General features: G+C 69.5%; 20 protein-coding genes. 8 read left to right on the forward strand and 12 right to left on the reverse strand.

The features are described from left to right. Window positions 1–230 precede the first annotated feature (230 nt). The 4 genes from ACWGIH_RS08765 to gvpO are packed head-to-tail and all read right to left on the reverse strand — an operon-like array spanning window position 231 to window position 2,105. A complete protein-coding gene (locus tag ACWGIH_RS08765; RefSeq protein ID WP_453444883.1) occupies window positions 231–473 on the reverse strand; it encodes a gas vesicle protein GvpG in 243 nt (80 codons plus the stop codon). A 1-nt stretch (window position 474) separates the two neighbouring features. Continuing rightward, window positions 475–1,230: a GvpL/GvpF family gas vesicle protein gene (locus tag ACWGIH_RS08770; protein ID WP_453444885.1), complete on the reverse strand. Its 756-nt coding sequence runs from the start codon at window positions 1,228–1,230 to the stop codon at window positions 475–477. Between the two features lie 2 nt (window positions 1,231–1,232). Next, the gene (gvpJ, locus tag ACWGIH_RS08775) at window positions 1,233–1,739 is read right to left on the reverse strand and encodes a gas vesicle protein GvpJ (RefSeq protein WP_453444886.1); all 507 of its coding nucleotides are present in this window, start codon (window positions 1,737–1,739) and stop codon (window positions 1,233–1,235) included. A 39-nt stretch (window positions 1,740–1,778) separates the two neighbouring features. After that, window positions 1,779–2,105, reverse strand: a complete 327-nt coding sequence (gvpO, locus tag ACWGIH_RS08780) for a gas vesicle protein GvpO (RefSeq protein ID WP_453444888.1) — start codon at window positions 2,103–2,105, stop codon at window positions 1,779–1,781. Window positions 2,106–2,378: 273 nt separating this feature from the next. Here gvpO and ACWGIH_RS08785 point away from each other — a divergent pair, with 273 nt between their 5' ends. Continuing rightward, entirely contained in the window at window positions 2,379–2,927 is a 549-nt protein-coding gene (locus ACWGIH_RS08785) for a DUF1062 domain-containing protein (protein ID WP_453444889.1), read from the forward strand. Between the two features lie 59 nt (window positions 2,928–2,986). Here ACWGIH_RS08785 and ACWGIH_RS08790 read toward each other — a convergent pair whose 3' ends face one another. Further along, entirely contained in the window at window positions 2,987–4,012 is a 1,026-nt protein-coding gene (locus tag ACWGIH_RS08790) for a DNA topoisomerase IB (protein ID WP_453444890.1), read from the reverse strand. 87 nt (window positions 4,013–4,099) lie between these two features. Continuing rightward, complete coding sequence (locus tag ACWGIH_RS08795) at window positions 4,100–4,363, reverse strand: DUF6480 family protein (RefSeq protein WP_453444892.1); 264 nt, start codon at window positions 4,361–4,363, stop codon at window positions 4,100–4,102. A 220-nt stretch (window positions 4,364–4,583) separates the two neighbouring features. Between ACWGIH_RS08795 and ACWGIH_RS08800 the strand changes: the two genes are divergently transcribed. The 4 genes from ACWGIH_RS08800 to ACWGIH_RS08815 all read left to right on the forward strand — a co-directional run bounded on the left by ACWGIH_RS08800 (window position 4,584) and on the right by ACWGIH_RS08815 (window position 7,365). Next, a complete protein-coding gene (locus ACWGIH_RS08800; RefSeq protein WP_453444898.1) occupies window positions 4,584–5,393 on the forward strand; it encodes an SDR family oxidoreductase in 810 nt (269 codons plus the stop codon). A gap of 204 nt (window positions 5,394–5,597) precedes the next feature. Next, entirely contained in the window at window positions 5,598–6,341 is a 744-nt protein-coding gene (locus ACWGIH_RS08805) for a hypothetical protein (protein WP_453444900.1), read from the forward strand. Continuing rightward, window positions 6,338–6,592, forward strand: a complete 255-nt coding sequence (locus ACWGIH_RS08810; RefSeq protein ID WP_453444902.1) for a hypothetical protein — start codon at window positions 6,338–6,340, stop codon at window positions 6,590–6,592. Before ACWGIH_RS08805 ends, ACWGIH_RS08810 begins: the two co-directional genes overlap by 4 nt. Next, window positions 6,589–7,365, forward strand: coding sequence for a metallophosphoesterase family protein (locus ACWGIH_RS08815; RefSeq protein WP_453444904.1), 777 nt, complete (start codon window positions 6,589–6,591; stop codon window positions 7,363–7,365). Before ACWGIH_RS08810 ends, ACWGIH_RS08815 begins: the two co-directional genes overlap by 4 nt. 131 nt (window positions 7,366–7,496) lie before the next feature. Here ACWGIH_RS08815 and ACWGIH_RS08820 read toward each other — a convergent pair whose 3' ends face one another. Both ACWGIH_RS08820 and ACWGIH_RS08825 read right to left on the reverse strand, forming a co-directional pair. Then, on the reverse strand, window positions 7,497–7,949 hold the full coding sequence (locus tag ACWGIH_RS08820; protein WP_453444906.1) for an SRPBCC family protein: 453 nt from the start codon (window positions 7,947–7,949) through the stop codon (window positions 7,497–7,499). 112 nt (window positions 7,950–8,061) lie between these two features. Then, the gene (locus ACWGIH_RS08825) at window positions 8,062–9,066 is read right to left on the reverse strand and encodes an SDR family oxidoreductase (protein ID WP_453444908.1); all 1,005 of its coding nucleotides are present in this window, start codon (window positions 9,064–9,066) and stop codon (window positions 8,062–8,064) included. A gap of 584 nt (window positions 9,067–9,650) precedes the next feature. On the opposite strand from ACWGIH_RS08825, the gene ACWGIH_RS08830 reads away from it, so the two are divergent. After that, window positions 9,651–10,166 (forward strand): transglycosylase SLT domain-containing protein, encoded by a 516-nt coding sequence (locus tag ACWGIH_RS08830; RefSeq protein WP_453444910.1) that lies wholly within the window; start codon window positions 9,651–9,653, stop codon window positions 10,164–10,166. Between the two features lie 73 nt (window positions 10,167–10,239). Here the strand turns inward: ACWGIH_RS08830 and ACWGIH_RS08835 are convergent, their stop codons facing one another. Further along, window positions 10,240–11,037: an SAM-dependent methyltransferase gene (locus tag ACWGIH_RS08835; protein WP_453444911.1), complete on the reverse strand. Its 798-nt coding sequence runs from the start codon at window positions 11,035–11,037 to the stop codon at window positions 10,240–10,242. A 256-nt stretch (window positions 11,038–11,293) separates the two neighbouring features. On the opposite strand from ACWGIH_RS08835, the gene ACWGIH_RS08840 reads away from it, so the two are divergent. Both ACWGIH_RS08840 and ACWGIH_RS08845 read left to right on the forward strand, forming a co-directional pair. Then, on the forward strand, window positions 11,294–12,337 hold the full coding sequence (locus ACWGIH_RS08840; RefSeq protein ID WP_453444913.1) for a sulfotransferase: 1,044 nt from the start codon (window positions 11,294–11,296) through the stop codon (window positions 12,335–12,337). Window positions 12,338–12,346: 9 nt separating this feature from the next. Further along, a complete protein-coding gene (locus ACWGIH_RS08845; RefSeq protein ID WP_453444915.1) occupies window positions 12,347–13,252 on the forward strand; it encodes a bifunctional helix-turn-helix transcriptional regulator/GNAT family N-acetyltransferase in 906 nt (301 codons plus the stop codon). 29 nt (window positions 13,253–13,281) lie between these two features. Here the strand turns inward: ACWGIH_RS08845 and ACWGIH_RS08850 are convergent, their stop codons facing one another. The 3 genes from ACWGIH_RS08850 to ACWGIH_RS08860 form a co-directional block, all read right to left on the reverse strand. Next, the gene (locus tag ACWGIH_RS08850; protein ID WP_453444917.1) at window positions 13,282–13,716 is read right to left on the reverse strand and encodes a hypothetical protein; all 435 of its coding nucleotides are present in this window, start codon (window positions 13,714–13,716) and stop codon (window positions 13,282–13,284) included. 106 nt (window positions 13,717–13,822) lie between these two features. After that, window positions 13,823–16,810 carry a CARDB domain-containing protein gene (locus ACWGIH_RS08855; RefSeq protein WP_453444918.1) on the reverse strand — a complete coding sequence of 996 codons (2,988 nt, stop codon included), beginning with the start codon at window positions 16,808–16,810 and terminating at the stop codon, window positions 13,823–13,825. A 295-nt stretch (window positions 16,811–17,105) separates the two neighbouring features. Further along, complete coding sequence (locus tag ACWGIH_RS08860) at window positions 17,106–18,356, reverse strand: NAD(P)/FAD-dependent oxidoreductase (RefSeq protein ID WP_453444919.1); 1,251 nt, start codon at window positions 18,354–18,356, stop codon at window positions 17,106–17,108. Between the last annotated feature and the right edge of the window lie 17 nt (window positions 18,357–18,373).

Consider the following 18,373-nt stretch of genomic DNA (forward strand, 5'->3'; position numbering starts at 1 on the left):
GGCGAACTGCGGTGTCTCGCGCAAGCGTTGGGCGCCCTGCCGGAGCAGTTCCTGTGGCGAGAGGCCGAACTTGCGACCCGCGAGATAGGAGCCCACGGCAAAGGCAAGTTTGGCCTTCTTGGTGCGGCCCAGGAGGTATCCCCCGGCTACTGCTGCGCCAAGAGCGATTCGGTTGCATTCATTCATCAGGAACTTCCCGTGAGTCGAGGCCGACGCCGCCGCGCACCAAGTCAGGAGGCCGGGCGGTAAGGACGACGTTCCAACAGGTCGAGCAAGTGCTCTTCTTCGCGTTCGAACTGGTCGAGATCGATGTCGCCCTGGTCCAGGGCTTCGTTGAGGGCGGCGAGCCGCGCTCTGACCGAGTCCGGTGAATACAGTTCGGCTTCCGCCGCCTCGATCAGCCGGTCCGCCACCCAGCCCACACCACGGATCGGTGCCAGCGGGAGCAGCAGGATGCCGCTGATCAGTCCCATGTCACGCGCCTGCGGGTACGGCTTCGGCGCTCACGAAGCTGTAACAGGGCAAGGGCCCCGTGAGCGTCAGCGTGATCCGCCCCCGGCAACGGGTGGCGAGCAGATCAACCGCCTTGCGGAAGGCGGTCTCGGCGCTCCGCGGCACCAGGAAGGAGGCGTTCATGGCCCCTCCGGCGCTCTCGCGTCCCTCACGCGTCTCCGCTGCCAGCGGGCGCAGCTCGGCCATCACGTCGGCGGCGGCCTGCTCCGCCCGGCGTTGCAGCGCGCCGGCGACGGCTTCTCCCAGGCGCACGTTCGCCTCGTACCCCGGGCGCCGCCGTGTCGACTCGCGCAGCGCGCGCAGGCCGGCGTCCTCGCGCAGCACGTCGGGCAGCGACTCGGGCACCGACTCGCCCTTGAGGTTCCACTCCGCCTTGCCCTCCAGCCGTGTCAGCGCGGCGAGATGGGCCTCACGGGCGGCGTCGAGACCGGCAAGGACGGTCTCCTCGTCGGGGGCGATCACTCCGAAGCGCATGGGCAGGACAGGACCCTGCCGGGCGAGTTCGGCGAGTACGTCCTGATGGGCGCTGAGGTCACGCCGGCGCGCGCGGGGACGCCCCGCCACCCGGCTCACGACGGCGGCGAGGCCGTCCCGGCTCAGCACCGACACGGCGGCGTTCTCGTCGCCGACGGCACGGCAGCTCCGTGCGTGTGCGGCGTGCTCGGGTGCGGTGATGGCGTACACGTACAAGCCGGGCGGGCCGGGGGGAGTCGGCACGGTCAGTCCTCTTCGTCTTCGTCGCGGCGCCGTGCGCGGGGGCGCTGGCCGGCGCGGGATGTGGAGCGGGAACGGGAGGAGGAGCGCGAGGGTGCGCTGCGGCGCGGGCGGCTGGTCCCCCGCTCCTCTTCGTCGTCATCGTCGTCGTCGGAGCCCGAGTCCAGGCCCAGGGTGTCCTTGACCTTGTCGCCGACGGACCGGGCGGCCTTCCTGGCACCGGCCTTGCCCACGGCCGTGGCCGCGCCGCCGCCGAAGAGCTCCGGGACCGTCTTGCTGCGGGAGTCGTGTTCGAGGTCGAGGCGATTGCATGCCTCGGCGAAGCGGAGGTAGGTGTCGACGGACGCGATGACGATCCTCGCGTCGATCTTCAGGATCTCGATGCCGACCAGCGAGACCCGCACGAAGACGTCGATGACCATGCCGCGGTCGAGTATGAGTTCCAGGACGTCGTAAAGCGTGCCCGCACGGGGCGCGCAGGGGACGACGTCCTCGCTGTAGGTGGTGGTCATGAAAGGGCCTGCTCCTCTCGACGGCGCAGAAGGTGCGCCTCAGCTGTCCGCCCAGCCGCGTCGGTAGCGGCGGACTCTGCGGTACTGCGTCAGGCGTCCGTGCGCGTCCAGATCCACCTCGTAGGTGGCCAGGAGACTGGTGGTGTCGGGAATGCGAGCCACCTCCAGGACATCCACGCTGACCCGCCAGCCGTCGCTCTCGGTCGGGCAGACGGCCGACACGCCTTCAGCGCGGTGACCGATGAGTTCGGTCAGCGTCCGGCATGCCTCGCCGACCAGTTCCCGCAGGTCCGGGACGCCGTGCTCGTCGGCGCGCTGCGCCGACCGGCGGGGGGCGGCCTGGGTGCGTCGTGAGCGCTCGGTCATGCGACCACTCTTGAACGCCGCTGCCTGGACGGCACGGGCTGATAGTCCGATCAGGTGCCGCGGCAGTCGTGGGGCGGCATCTGAAAGGGCGCCAAAAAATCAGTGGTGGGGTGTCGCTGTGCGCGCCTACGGTGCTGCCGAACCGAGTCGTCCAGGAAAGGACGTGCCGTTGTACACCGTGTGAGTCCTCCCGAGTGCTGAATCGTCGCGCGTCGCGCCTGTGCGCCGCGCTCCTTTTTGCTGCGGACTTCTCACTGAAACCGGTGTACTTCTGTGCTCAACGACTGGGTGGTCGTGCCCACCTGCCTGCCGACCGTTCTGCGCCGCTGTCACGCGTGCGCGTCCGATCGCTTCCGGGCCGACGGCAGATTTCGCGTCAACGCGAACCGCAAGGTCCTCGACGCCTGGCTCCTCGTGCTCTGCGGCACCTGTGGGGACACGGCGAAGCTCACGGTCCTGGAGCGGGTGCCTGTGCGCTCCGTACGCCCTGAGCTGCTGGACCGGATGCATGGCAACGACCGTGGCCTGGCGGCCGGGCTGCTCCAGGACCCGGTCGTGCGGCGCCGCAATCGCATCGCTCTCGACTGGGACGACGCCTGGCGGCTCGACACCGCCGGTTCGGATCATCTGGACCGCGAGGTGGTCGACGTCTCGGTCCGCTTCGCGGCGCGGATACCCGTGCGGCCGGTGCGCCTGATCGCGGAGGGCTGCGGTCTTTCGCGGGCCGAGGTCGGCCGACTGATCGCTGCGGGGAAGGTCGTCTCGGCTGTCCGGCTGAACGGCAAGGTCTCCGGCGACTTCGCCTTCATGCTCAAGCGCTGAGCCCCCTCGAGGCCGGGGCCCGACCGACGCTCCGCCGGTCGGGCCCCGCGCCCGTCACCTCACGTCAGCAGCCGCAGTACCGCCTGCTCGATGGCCCCTTGAGTCGCGGGGTGGCCGAACTCGGCGCCGTCGCCCAGCTGCTCCAACGCACCGGCGATCGTGCGGCCTTCGTCGAAGAGCTCGATGACGCGCGGGTTGATGTACGAGGCGCGGCACACCGCGGGCGTGTTGCCCAGGTACACGCTGACCTCGCGGACGGCGCGGGTGACGGCGCTCTTGCGTGCGGTACGGGACTCATCGGCGATCCGTGCGGACACGGCGAGGGCGACCGCGGCGAGGACGGTCGCGTGCCAGGTGCGGAAGTCCTTCGCGGTGATGTCCTTGCCGGCGCGGTCGCGCAGGTAGTCGTTGAGTTCGGGGGCGTTCAGCTCGTGCCAGGACCCGCCCTGCCAGTAGGCGAACAGCCGTTGGCCCCCGCCGCTTCGGCGCAACAGGGCGCGCAGCACCTTGCAGGCGGGCGCGTCGACGAGCGCGCGCGTCTGCGTCTTGGAGTACTTCGCCGGATACGTGAGGCAGACCTCCCCGCCCCGGCAGGAGGCGTGCTCCTTGAGCAGGGTGGTCAGTCCGTACGTGCCGTTGTCGCGCCGGTAGGACTCGTTGCCGATGCGGAAGAAGCCGAGGTCGAGCAGGCGGACGGCGCAGGCGAGGACACGTTCGCGGCAGAGACCGCGACGGCCGAGGTCCTCCGTCACGTGCTCGCGCACCGCGGGCAGTGCGCGGGCGACCTCAAGGACGTGGTCGTGCTTCGCCGTCTCCTGGCGCTCGCGGAACCGCGGGTGGTACAGGTACTGGCGTCTGCCTGCGGCGTCGGTGCCGACGGCCTGCAGGTGCCCGTTGGGCCAGGGGCAGATCCAGACGTCCTGCCAGGCCGGCGGGATGACGAGCCTCCGCAGGCGCTCCTTCTCCTCGGGGTCGGTGACGGGGCGCCCCGAAGCATCCTTGTAGCGAAACCCACGTCCCGAACGGACTCGGGAGATCCCGGGCCCGTCGACCTGGCTCGTCCTGAGCCGCCGCTTCTCGCGCATGACCCAGGAGTGCCCCCAAAGCGCGGCGTCAGACCCTGGGTTGGGGCGTTTGGCCGCGTGCGCCACCCGACGTGCCGCTGTCCCGCGTCAGAGCAACAGGACGAGCGCGTAGACGAGGAAGAACGCCGCGACCAGCACGACGAGGCCGATGATCAGGGCCAGCGGACCCTTCGACCAGCCCTTGGAGGGATTGTGCGTCTCTTCGGGTCCTGCCCCCGACATGCTGCTCTCGGCGGGCGGGGTCTCCCCCGGCGGCACGCTCCCGCCGGCTTCCAGGCCTGTGGCCTTGCTGGGATCGGGGTTCGGGTCCCGGGGGCGGGGGTCCGGGTCCGGCTGGTGGGGAGAAGTCATGTGATCCAAGTTCGCACGCCGTCCGGACTCCCACCTCTCCACCGCCACCGGGACGGGCCGTACGCGATGGGTGCCACGCGTTTCGCCACGCGTTCTCGAGGAGACCCGGAGGCGTGCATGACCGAACCTGGACGCAGGGTGCCCGGTGATCCGTCCGACGGCCCGAGCTGACGCCCCCGCGTCCGTCGACGGGTCGGGGCCCGGCACACGAGGAGGTTGCATGACCGAGCGCACCACGGCCACCACCGGAGCGGCCGTCGTCACCGGCGCCGACTCCGGCATCGGCCGGGCGACGGCGGTCCGTCTCGCCGAGGCCGGGATGGATGTCGGGATCACCTGGCACAGCGATCAGGAAGGCGCCGAGAGGACGGCCGACGAGGTACGCGCGCACGGTCGGCGCGCGGCTGTCGCCCAGATGGACCTGTCCCGGCTGCCGGATGCCGCGCAGGTGGTCGACGAGCTCGCCGAGCGCCTCGGCCGGATCGACGTCCTGGTCAACAACGCCGGCACCGGCACCCGCACGCCCTTCCTGGATCTCCGGCACGAGGACGTCGTACGAGTCCTCGACGTCGACCTCGTCGGCCCGTTCCTGTGCGGCCAGCTCGCCGCGCGCCGCATGATCCGGCAGGGCGACGCGGGCCGGATCATCAACGTGACCTCGGTGCACGAGCACCAGCCCCGGGTGGGCGCGGCCCCCTACTGTGCCGCCAAGGGCGGACTCGGGCTGCTGACCCAGGTGATGGCCCTGGAACTCGCGGAGCACGGCATCACCGTCAACTCCGTTGCCCCCGGCGAGATCGCCACCCCGATGACCGGGCAGGAGGACACGGACGTGCATGGCGTGGACCGCCCCGGCATCCCGCTCGGCCGCCCGGGTGACGCCCGTGAGATCGCCGCCGTCATCGCGTTCCTCGCGGGCCCTGACTCCTCGTACGTGACCGGCGCGTCCTGGGTCGCGGACGGCGGCATGGTGCGGATGGGCCCCCAAGCCGGCTCCCACCTCCGCAGTGATGAGTGGCGGCGGCCCTGAGATGCCCGGAGAAGGCTCACCCGTCGCCCCGTGGCTCAGGGGCGGGCGGCACCCCGCGCACCGATGCGCGATTGCGCCCCACGGCGGACCGGGCCGGATAGAAATCGGCGGACCGGGTATCGGATGTGCCTGGATCGGAGATCGTCGGAGACTGCCGACCTGCGCGTTCAGTGCAGCAGCCGGTGTCCGGAAACGGAGCAGCAGGTGACGCGGAACGCGGAAGACGCCACCCCAGGCCCCTCCACCGACGACCGGCAACGGCCGGTCACCGAGCCGTCGTCGGGAGAGCCCATCGGGGTGAGAACACATCACGACTCCCCCGCCGAGGAACTGCCCCCCGACCTCAATCAAGCCATCCTCGAGGCAGCCAAGAAGGTGGGCGCCGTACTCAAGAGGGGCGGTCACGACTTCGCCCTCGCCGGGAGCGTCGCCGTACACGCGCACGGCGGGACCGGGAACCTCCAGCACGACGCCGATTTCTGCATCAGGCCGGAGGACGCCGACGCGGTCGCGGCGACCCTGACCGATGCCGGGCTGCCGGTGTACGCGCCGCCGGAGGACTGGCTGCTCAAGGCCAAGTGCCTGGGGCAGGACATCGACCTCATCTTCGAGCTGGCTCACCAGCCGGTGGACTCCGAGCTCCTGGGGCGCGCCTCGGAGCTGCCGGTGGACTCCGTGCTGATGCCGGTCCTCGCACCGACGGACCTGGTGCGGGCCCTGCTCGCCGCCTTCTCGGAGCATCACTGCGACTTCGGCGCCGTCCTGCCGATCGCGCGGTTACTGCGCGAGAAGATCGACTGGGAGGAGGTCCGCCGCGACTGCGGGGATGCGCCGATGCCGGCGGCCTTCCTGTATCTGCTGGAACGCCTTCAGGTCATCGCCCCGCGAGGAGACGCGCCGCAGGAAAGCGCACCGGAAGGAAGCGCACCGCAAGGAGGAGACCGATGAACGACCAGGCACATGCCGACTATCGCATCGCCCACCTCAAGGAGCGGCTCGCCGCCGAGGAGCTGGGCGAACTGGGCGTCCGCATCGAGAGCCGCGGACCGTCCGTGATGGTCGCCGGGACCGTGCCCACGACACACTGCCGCGAGGAACTGCGGCGCACCGTGCACGAGGAGCTGGACGGGCTGACGGTCCACTTCGACATCGTGGTGGCCGAGTCGTCGGCCCCCGACCACCCCGAGGAGCTTGCATGATCCGCGTCGCAGCCGTGGGGGACATCCATATGGGCCTCGACAGTCAGGGCGTGCTCCGGCCGGCCTTCGAGACCCTCCCGGACTGTGCGGACCTGCTGCTCCTGGCGGGCGACCTTACGCGTCACGGCACACCGGAAGAGGCTCGTGTCGTGGCCCGGGAGGTCACCGCTCTGCCGGTGCCGGTCGTCGCGGTGCTCGGCAACCACGACCATCACGACGAGCGGCCCGACGAGGTCACCGGCATCCTGCGCGATGCGGGCGTCCAGGTGCTCGAGGGGCAGGGCACGGTCGTCGAGGTCGACGGCGGTCGTGTGGGGGTGGCCGGCACCAAGGGCTTTGGTGGCGGGTTCATCGGCCGCAGCGGCAGCGAGTTCGGTGAACCACTGATGAAGGAGTTCATCCGGTACACCCGCCGCTGTGCCGATGGGCTGCGGACCTCGCTGCGCGAACTGGCGGAGCAGGACTGCGACGCCCGGGTCGCGCTCATGCACTTCGCGCCGGTACCGGACACCTTGGCGGGCGAGCCCTTGGAGATCTTCCCGTTCCTTGGCAGCTATCTCCTGGCCGAGGCGGTCGACGAGGCGGGCGCGGACCTGGCCGTACACGGCCACGCGCATGCCGGCACCGAACACGGCATGACCAGTGGTGGCGTACCGGTCCGCAATGTCGCGCAGCCGGTCATCCGCAAGGCGTTCAACGTGTACCACCTGCCGGGCCACGGAGGTTCGGCACAGAACGCGACCGCCGCGGCTTCGTCCGAGCGGTCCGGCTGAGCGGGTCCTCAGTACTGCCCTCAGAGTGCTCAGAGTGCTGCCGCGACGCGACGCAGCGACGACGGCTGAGGCCCGGACCAGATTGGTCCGGGCCTCAGCCTCGTCTCGTCAGAGGTCAGGCCTCTGAGGGGTCAGACCTCGCCACGCCAGGCGCCGGTCTCCACGCCACCGCGCTGCTCGATGAACTGCTTGAACCGTCCCAGGTCTCCGGCGACCTGCCGCTTGACGAAGCCGAGCTTGTCGCCGACCGTCTCGGCCAGGCCTTCGGGGGCGTAGTCCATCTGCAGCTTGACCTTGGTGCGCGTGTCGTCCAGGGGGTGGAAGGTGACGACGCCGGCCTGCTTGGCCTGTCCCTTCACCGTGGTCCACGCCACGCGCTCGTCCGGGATCTGTTCGGTGATCGTGGCGTCGAACTCCCGCTCCACACCGTCGATCTTCGTCACCCAGTGGGTGAGTTCGTCGGTGCGCTGCTCGATCCGCTGCACGCCCTCCATGAACTCGGGGAACGTCTCGAACTGGGTCCACTGGTTGTACGCCGTGCGGACCGGCACATTGACCGCGATGGACTCTTCGACTCGCGACACAGATGACACCTTTCCTCGTTGCTCGCCCGGCCCCCTCTGCGCCGGGGCCGGGCGGCGCGGCACTTTCTCCCCACCCGGGTGCCCGAGACGTCCACTGTCACACCCGCCTCTCTCACCGCTTTCCCCGGCGCCGCGCGCCGAGCGCCATCGCTCCCCCGGCGACACCCACAGCCGCGGCGGCCGCGAGCGCCGGATGCCGGGAAGCCCAGAGCTGCGGGTCGCGGCGGCGGGATTCCTGGTCGAAGGATCCGTGCGCCCCGTGGTCGGTGTCGTCGTCCACCGGGTGCCACAAGTTGTGCCTGCGGTTCGGGTCCTCGGCTTCGTCGGTCTGCTGGGCATCGAAGCCGGTGCGGGCGAGGTAGCGGTCGAGCAGTCCCGGCGCGAACTTGTTGGCGACGAGGGTCGCCGCCGTACTGGCCCCCACGAAGTACTGCTTGCGACCGGGGTGATCGGCAGCCTGCACGACGGCGGCCGCGGCGACCTCGGGCTGGTAGATCGGCGGCACCGGCTGTGGTCGGCGGGGCAGCCGGGAGAGGACCCAGGAGAACTGGGTGGTGTTGACGGCGGGCATCTGGACCACGGTGATCCGGATGCCGCTGCCCTGGTGCATGAGTTCGGTGCGTACGGATGAGGTGAAGCCGTTGATGGCGTGCTTGGCCCCGCAGTAGGCGGACTGCAGGGGGATGGATCGTGCGCCGAGCGCGGATCCGACCTGCACGATGGTGCCGGTGTCACGGGGCGTCATATGGGCCAGCGCGGCCCGGGTGCCGTTGACGAATCCCAGGTAGGTCACCCGCGTGACGCGTTCGTACTCCTCCGGCGTGATGTCGGTGAAGGGTGCGAAGACCGAGGTGAACCCGGCGTTGACCCACACGTCGATGCGGCCGAAGGCCCGCACGGCCGCGTCGGCCGCCGCCTCGACCGCCCGGTGGTCGGCGACGTCCGCGGTGATGGCGAGTGCGCGCCCGCCCGCCTCCTCCACCTCGCGGGCCGCCGCGTCGAGTCCGGCCCGGCCCCGGGCGATCAGGACGACGTCGTCGCCGCGCGCCCCGAACGCGCGGGCGGCGGCCCGGCCGATCCCCGCGCTTGCTCCGGTGATGACAACGGTCTTCGTCATGACGGCCTTCCTTCCGATCCGGGTGCTGTGTCGGCTTCCGGCGGCGGCCGGGCGGCATTTCCCGCGCCTTGGCCTTGAACCCTGGCGCTCGGGTGCGTGAGGACCGGGACGTACCGGGCGCAAGAGCCCGGTACCCGAAGTCATGGGGTTCACGTGTCGGATTGCGGGCCACTGCCCCGATCGGCCCTGTCAAAGGCCACGAGTGGCAGCGGCACGGCCCGGTATTCGCCTGCGAAAGGGCGCGACGAACACCCTCCGCACAAATTCAGGAGACCCAGCAGGAATAGAAGCGGAACGGTCGGGCATACTCGTCCCTTGCTTGTGAGCCCGCCCATAGGGGCCACATCACACGCTAAGGGCGGTAGTAGATACCAATCGCATTTAGGGCCGCGTAATTCCAGCGAACATACTCATCCCGAAAACTACTACGTAGCCGGGTAGTACGTCACATCCTTGCGCCCCTTTCCTCTCGCCGCTAACCATGGACGACGTCGCAGGGCCGGAACTCGAACAGCGCGAGTACATCGCCATTTCGAATGGACCGGCCCCGCCCCACGTCCCCCATGGAAAAGGTTCACTCCCGTATGACGACGCGCACCAGCACCGCCCGAGTCAGCACCGCCCGCATCGCCCGCATCCGCTCGTTCTCCGTCGCGGGCCTCGCCACCGCCGGAGCCGCGGCCGCTCTGCTCACCGTCGCCCCCTCCCCCGCCCAGGCCGCCGAGCCGGCCGCCGCGAGCAAGAAGGTCTCCCAGGCCGCCGCTGCGGACAAGAACTACGCTGACAACCTCGACGGCTGGATCAAGGAGTCCCTGGACATCATGAAGTCCAAGGGCATCCCCGGCTCCTACGAGGGTCTGCACCGCAACATCATGCGCGAGTCCGCCGGCGACCCGAACGCCCAGAACGGCTGGGACGTGAACGCGCAGAACGGCACCCCCTCCAAGGGCCTGCTCCAGGTGATCCAGCCCACCTTCGACGCGTACCACGTCAAGGGCACGCCGAAGAACCTGACCGACCCCGTCGCCAACATCACCGCGGCCGCGAACTACGCCGCCGACAAGTACGGCTCGATCGACAACGTCGACTCCGCCTACTGAGCCACGAGCCTCCCCGAACCCGGGCCGTGAACCCGGGCCCCTGGGCCCGGGCCCGTGAGCGGCCGCGAAGGACTTACGGCACTCGCGCCACGCCGACCCATCCGGCCCGGATGGTCAGCGAGCCGGGCATGTCCGCGTCCGGCTTCCACTTCGGCCAGGGCACGAAGCCGGGATCGACGAGTTCAAGACCGTCGAAGAGGGAGACCGTCTGCTCCGGGCTGCGCAGGATGTAGGGAATCGCGCCGGAGTTGTTGTACTCCTCCTGCACGCTGCGGTGCAGTTCGTCGTCGGCATCGGAGTGACTCAGCGAGGCATAGCTGCCGGACGGGAGTCCCGCCGTCAGACCGCGCACCAAATTCAGCACGTCTTCCCAGGGGTCTATATGACCCAACACATCATTGATCACAAGGCCGATGGGCTGGGACATGTCGAGGGTTTTCGCCGCGCCCTTGAGAATCGTCTCGGTGTCGCGCATGTCCGCCAGCACGTAATCCGTGGCACCTTCAGGCGTGCTCCGCAGCAGCGTGTCGACGTGCATCAAAACGATCGGGTCGTGGTCCACGTACACCACCCGGCTGTCTTTCGCTATGCGCTGGGCGATCTCGTGGGTGTTGTTGGCCGTGGGCAGTCCGGCGCCCACGTCGAGAAACTGCTTGATGCCTTCCCGCGCCATCCAGCTCACCGAGCGACGCAATACGTCGCGTGACTCCTGGGCCATCGGGACGATGAGGGGGAACTTCTCCTTGTAGGCGTCACCGGCCCGCTGGTCGGATTCGTAGTGGTCCTTGCCGCCCAGCCAGTAGTTCCATACACGCGCGCTGTGCGGAAGCGAGGTGTCTATTTTGTGGATGTCTGCCGGTTCACTGCTCATGACGGCGCCTCTCTCAACTGGTCAGGGTGGGAAGCAAGGACAGCGGAACGCAATCTGCTACGTCAACAGCCCTCCCGTCAACGCGAGTTGTGGCTCACCGCACTGACGCCACCGCGGGCGAAGGAGAGGACGTCGGCGTAGGAGAGGTTGGGCGACGGACACGCGGCGCGGGGCCCACTGCCTCCTGGTGCCCTCGCCGCGGGTGTGCTGAGGTGCCACAGTCCCGGTATCCCGCCCCCGGCCCCGGAGAGCGACTTTGCGCAGTCTGACCTTCGTCATCGGCACCGGCCGCAGCGGCTCCACCGCGCTGTCCCGCATCCTCAACACTCACCCCGACGTACTCAGCCTCAACGAGTACATGGCCTCCGTCGGTGACGCGGCCTTCCCCGAGGGCCAGGTCTCGGGCGCGGAGTTCTGGGAGGCCCTCTTCCGGCCCACCCCGTACTTCGCGAACATGATCCGTAGTGGCGTCCTCATGCCCGAGTTCCTCTACACGCGCCGCCCGGGGCGGTACACGGCGCGGGGCACCGGTATCCCCGCGCTCTCCCTCATGGTGTTGCCGCACCTCACCGACGACCCCGACGGCCTGCTCGACGAGATCCGGGCGGCGGTCGTCGACTGGCCCGAGCGCCCCGCCGCGGAACACCACGAAGCGCTCTTCGAGTTGCTCGGCACGCGAGGGGGGCGCAGCGCCGTCGTGGAGCGCTCCGGCCACTCGACGGGCTGGGCCCCAGGGCTGCGAGCCGCCTTCCCCTACGCCAAGTTCGTTCTCTTCCGGGACGGACCCGACTGCGCGCTGTCCATGAGCCGCCACCCGGGCTACCGCGTGATCACCTTGATCCGCGAGATCAGAGAACGGACGGGCGTCGAGAACTTCGGCGACCTGACCGACGAGCATGTGCGCTCGCTGCCGCCCGACCTGGCGCCGCTGCTCGGCGAGCAGTTCGACCCCGCTCTCGTACAGGACCGCGAGTTTCCCCTGCGCCGGTTCGGCGCCCTGTGGTCCGAGCTCGTCATTCAGGGCACACGATTCATCGACGGTCTGCCCGCCGCTCACCGCATGACCCTCGCCTACGAGGATCTCCTCGACGCACCGCGGGCGGAACTCACCCGTCTCGCCGCGTTCGTCGGGGTCGATCCCTCCCGCCGATGGCTGGACGGGGCGTGCGCGCAGCTCGACGTCAGCCGCCGTGGCTCCGCCGAGAAGCAGCTGACGGCCGGCGAACTCGACGACCTCAGGGAGAGCTGCGCTCCGGGCCGCCGGGCACTGGACGTGGCTGGTTCCGCTTTCTCTGACTAGAGTCAGGGAATGCGGAACCAGCAGGTGGAGCAGGTGCGACGCTTCAACCGGACAGTGGCCGAGCGCGTGGGAGTGCTGCACGACCACTATCTCGGCGGCACCCGCCCCTATGGGCAGGCCCGGCTGCTCTGGGAGCTGGGCGGCGAGGAGGCGGCGCATGACGTCCGCAGCGTGCGGGACCGGCTCGCTCTCGACTCCGGCTACGCGAGCCGGCTGCTGCGCGCCCTCGAGCGCGACGGATTGATCGTCGTCGAGCCCCATCCCCGCGACCGGCGGGTACGCACCGTGCGGCTGACCGAGGCCGGACGGGCGGAGCGCACCCTGCTCGGCGAGCGCAGCGACGCACTCGCCGCATCGCTCCTCGCCCCGCTCGACGCCCGGCAGCGGGATCGACTGACCTCGGCGATGGCCGAGGTCGAGCGGCTCCTGACAGCCTCGGTGGTCTCCCTGGAAGTCCTCGATCCCGACCACCCGGACGCCGCCCACTGCCTGCGTTCGTACGTCGCGGAACTGCGGGAGCTTTTCGACGGCGGTTTCGACCCCGGGAACAGCCTGCTGCCCGACCCGGGTGAACTGCGCTCCCCACGCGGCCTGTTCCTCGTCGCGCGCCTGCACGGTGAACCGGTGGGCTGCGCGGGGCTCAAGCTGCCGCCCGGAAAGCCCGCCGAGATCAAGCGCCTGTGGGTCGACCCCCGCACGCGCGGTCTTGGTCTGGCCCGGCGTCTCCTGTCCGAACTCGAGGAACGCGCCGCCCGGCACGGCAGCGATCGCGTACGGCTCGACACCAACAAGGCCCTGGAAGCCGCCATGCGCCTCTACCGCACCAGCGGCTACACCGAGGTGCCCGCCTTCAACGACGAGCCCTACGCCCACCATTGGTTCGAAAAACGGCTCACCCCCCAGGACCGGCGCTAGGGGGCCGAGCCGACTCCGAACGTGGACTCCTACGCGACCCAGCAGTAGACGTGCCGCCCCTGGCGTCGGGCGCTGCCGGCGAGCGCAGCCAGATCACTCAAGATTGCTTCGGCCACCTCCGCGGCGATGGCTTCGCCGTCCTCCGCCCGCTGCAAGGACCATGCGACGGCGGCATCCTTCAACCCGTCCCGTTCGGCCTCGGCCAGCGCTGCGGACAGGCGCGGCGAGATCGCGAAGACGAGGGGCCCGTCATCGTCCAGGCCTGCGACGCGACGAGGCTCATCGGCTTCGACGAGGTCCTCGAAGCCGACGCCGGTGAACAGGCACTCCCACTCGACCACAGCCTCTTCGGGATCGAAATTGCCGAAGGACAGCGACTCGAAGGCGGGTTGCGGCCCAGTCCGAAGAACCAGGGCGGCGGACGCGTCATGCGGGGCCGCGAAAAACTCGACGATGATGCTCATCCCGGAATCATGCCGGACCGCTCACGTGAGTGGCCGCCCGGACCTGGGACACAGATCCGGGCGGCCTGATCAAGCGATCCGGCTGACGCGACAGGCCGGAAGGGTGCTACAAGCCCTGCCTGGTCCCCGGTATGGCGGGGTCGAGGCGCGCGTTCGCTCCGTTGATCACGAACTGTGAGCCGGGCTCGATCAGGATGTCTCCGTCCCGAGAGTCGCTGATCTTGACGTTGCTGAGCGTCGCGCTGCCGCGCGCGCCGCCCATGGCGAGGATGCCGGAGCCGTTGTTGGACTTGGAGATCGTCACGTTGCTGACCTTCACGTCCGGCATGGCACCTCCCCCGGTCTTGAACTGGATCCCGTCGTACGTCGAGTCATGGATGTCGGTGTCGCGGATCGTGACACCCGGGATGCTCGGACCCTGCGCGAACAGCGTGATGGCCCCGAACTCCTGGTCCTCGTTCCAGAACGCCCCGCCGGTGCGGTAGAGGCCGTTGTTCGCGATCAGTGTCTGCCCGGTGAAGGGGATCGGGTCATGGTCGGTCGCGAGCATGATGCCGGGGTAGTTCATGGTGTCGTACACCAGGTTGTTCTCGATCTTGTTGCCGTAACCGCCGTACACCGCGATGCCGTTGGCACGCCACGGCAGCTGCACCGTGTTGTTGCGGAACACGTTGTCGTGGCCGACGTCGACCGACGGATCCTTGACGTACTTGCTGGCCCACACGGCGAGCGCGTCGTCACCGGTGTTGCGGAACGAGGAGTTGAAGACGGACGAGTTGCGGGTGCCGTTGGTGAAGTTGACGCCGTCGGCGTAGGTGTTGCGGATGCGCATCCCGCTGAATTCGAGGCCGTCGCCGGGGCCCCACAGCTCCGGGATGTTGCTGTAGTCGCGGCCGACCCAGGCGCCTACGTTGGCGTGCTCGATCCACACGTTCGCAATCTTGGTGTTCTTGCCGAAACGGCCGTTGAGACCGACACCGCCTTCGGCGTTGCCGTCGCCGCCGCGGATGGTGCCGGAACCGAAGATGGCGATGTCGGAGATCTTGGTGTTGTCGTCGATGTCGAAGCCGAAGTTGCCCTCGTGCGGGTGGTTGATGCCGCCCGCGTCCTGCGGCGGGATCAGCGAGTACAGCTGCGCGTGCCACATGCCGGCGCCTCGGATCGTCACGTCCTTGATGCCCACCTGGTTGAACTGGCCCCGGTTCAGCGGGTCATCGGTGAGGATCTTCTTCTCCTGGCGCCACTGCCCGGCCGGGATCCACACGCAGTCGATCTCACCGTTCTGGTCGGCGGTGACCGCCTTCTGGATCGCGTTCGCGTCATCGATTCCGTCGTTGGGGACAGCCCCGTACTCGGTGATCGACCTGCACGAGGCGGGCTTGCTCGCCGCCGGCGCCACCTGCTCCAGATCGATCAGGTCGATCGTGTAGTACGCGGCGTCGTCACCGGCATCGCGCTGCAGGCGGAATGTGGTGCCTTCGGGATAGGTCTGGGCGAGCAGGGCGTGTGACTCGTCGAAGAGCCGGCGCGCGTCGCCTCCAGGGGTGTTGGTCAGGCCCTCGGGCTGGTCCGTGTTCCCGTACAGCCAGCTGTGCTTGGACGAGAGGGTCAGCTTCTGGACGTACTTACCGTTGGCGTAGAGGCTCAGTGTCTTCTCCTGGCCTCCGCCGCCCGGAGCGTCGGGGATGGAGTTGCGTACGACGATGGAGTTGGTCGCGCTGGTCGAGGTGAACTCCACGTACTGGCCGGTCGAGTTGAGCCGTACCGACTTGCGGCCCGAGGACTCCGTGGCGAAGTTGGTGTGACCGAAGGTGCGCTCGGCGTCCGCTTCCAGGAGTGTGCCGTTGTGCTTGCCGTCCTCCGCCTCGTACTCGACGTAGGGTGCTGCCGCGCCGCGGCCGACCACGATGGAGCGTGCGAAGACGTTGTTGTCCTCGTTCGTCTCGTCCACGACGCCGGTGGCGTCCGCGGTCGCGGTGAGTGTGGCCCCGCCGCTGGCGGCGGTCCACTTGCCCGAGAGGTCGACGGTGGCGCTCTCGCCGGCGGCGATGGCGGGCGTGGTGCCGTTCAGCGTCTTGTCGCCCACGGTCAGGCGGGTCACCGACCCGGCGCTCACGGCGCTGGTCCCGCGGTTGTGCACCCTCGCCGCGAAGGTGACGTCGGCGCCGACCGCGGGGTTGGCCGGGTTCGACGTGATGCCGGTGACCTCCAGGTCGGGGCCGGGGCTCTGGCCGACGGTCAACTTCGCGTCGGCGGTGCGGCTGTTGTTGTCGTTGTCCTGCTCGGCGACCGTGTCACCGGGGTCCACCACCGCGGACACGGTGTAAGAGCCTTGTGCCCGCTTGCCGATGTCGACCGGGACCGTGGCCGCCTCACCGGCGCCGAGCGCGCCGACCTTGGCGTTGCCCGCGACCGTACCGCCCAGACTGACGTCGACGGTGGTGGCGGCGGAGGCAGCCGAACCGGTGTTGCGCACGGTGGCGTCGACCTTGATGGCATCGCTCTCGCTGGGCTGCGCGGGCCGCCAGTCCAGGTCGGCGACGGTCAGGTCGGGGTTGGGCGCCGGGGTGCCGTTGACCTCGAACTCCGCGACCTGACCGCCGTATCCGGAACTGTTGGAGTAGATCTTCAGCCGGACCTCGGCGTAGCGCCCGGACACCGGGATCGTCACGCTGTTGCGGTTGCCGGCGGGGTCGAAGGTGTAGTCGGCCCTGGCCTTCACCGTGCTGAAGTCGGGGGCGGACTGCGTGCGGCCGAGCACCTCGATGTTCTGCTTACGGGCCGACCAGGCAGCGTCCGGGTTGAGCTTGAGGACGACCGAGTCGAGTTCCGCGTCGGCGCCGAGCTTCACGGTCAGCGTCGACGGATGGCCGCCGGCTTCCCAATAGGTGTTCGTGCTGCCGTCGTTGGCGTTGGGAGCGAAGTAGTTCTGGGTGGACGTGGATGCCTCGATGGGCTTCTTCAGCGCCAGGTTCGTGGCCGCCTTGGGCGCCGACGGTGCCGCGTGGGCGGCGACGGGCAGAATCCCGGCGGCCAGTAATGCGGCGGTGAGCCAGACGCCGATGGTGCGTCGGCTCCGCTGTCTCCATCTCACGATGATCCTTTCGGCGTACGGGGACTGACGCGTTCATGACATAGCGACCCTTACGACATACCGGCCCACATCTGTGGCGCGTTTTTTCAGGGGGTGGGGCGTGGGGGCGTCGGCAGCACTCAACCGCCACCGCAGCAAGAACGCAAGATGCGTGGCATGGATTGCAAATAATCGACAGAGTTACGAGATCCTCAGATGGTTCGTTGGATCTGTCGAACTACCCGGCCCGCAGCCGGTCATCACTCCGTCTGTTCGCGGCCGAATCACGCCACGGTTTCGGTGGGCCGCCGCGGTGTCAGAGACGCGCCGAGTCGGCCAGCACCTCTCGCGCGGCGCGCGTACCCGACGCCAGCGCGCCCTGCACCGAACCGGTGGCCCGGTGGTCCCCGCACACATACCTTCCCGGGCTGTGGCGGGCAGTGCGGCTGAGCGGCCAGGGCGGCAGCATGGCGGGCAGTGCTCCCGCCACGGTGCGTACGGCCACCTGCTGCCAGCCCCTGGTGTCGGTGCCGTACAGCTCGGCCAGGCGTCGCAGGACGGTGCCGGCCACGCCGGGCTCGTCCGCGCCGAGCACCGAGGTGGAGATCAGCGCTGTGCCGGGCGGCGCGTAGGTGGGGGCGACCTCGCTGAGCACACAGGTGTTCAGCACGGCCCCGGTGCTGTCGACCAGCAGGGTCGGTTCTCGCAGCGGCGTGCTGCCCGACGCGTGGTAGTAGGTGGTGACCGTACGCCCGTCGGGCACGGGCAGGCCCGGCAGCAGGCGGGCCGCCGTCGCGGCATCGGTCGCGATCACGACGCGCGGGGCCGCGATCTCCCGGCCGTCCGTCAGGAGCACGCCCCCGGCGGTCACTTCGGCGACAGGGGTATCCAGCCGTAGGACGCCGGGGGGCAGGTTATCGGCCAGTTGCGCGGGCACCGCGCCGATGCCTGCGGCGGGCAGACACAGGGATCCGCGGACCATGCTCCGCCACACCAGATGGAAGAAACGGGCGGAGGTCTCCAGGCGATTCTCCAGAAAGACCCCCGAGAGGAACGGGCGCAGGACGTGGTCCACTGCCGCGCCCGAAAGGCCCGCCCGGGACAGAGCGGCCGAGGTGAAGCGGTCCTGGCCCCGTTTGAGAAGGGAGACGGGCAGCACGGCGTCGCGGGCGGTGAGCACCGCCATGGCGGCGAGGTCGCGGGAGGCGAGGACCCGCCCGGGCAGCAGGGATCCTGCCGCGCGGGGCTGCCTGGTCGGATCGACGAGTCGGACCGGCCCGTCCGGCGTGTGCGCGAGGAGGCCGGGGGTGAAGGGCCGCAGCCGAAGACTCCGCAGATAGACGCGCCGCTTTACCTGCGGGTAGGCGGTGTTGAACACCTGGAACCCGCGATCCAGCAGGAACCCGTCCTGGCGGTCCGTCCGCATCCGGCCGCCCGGCCCGTCGGACGCCTCCAGCAAGGTCACCCGGCGCCCGGCGCGGCACAGGTCCAGGGCGCAGGCGAGACCGGCGAGACCGGCACCGACGACCACGACGTCCGCTGATCCGTGGTCATGGACCTTCGCCATCCGGCTCTCCTCCGTCT

Source organism: Streptomyces sp. NPDC054872, from assembly GCF_053610705.1.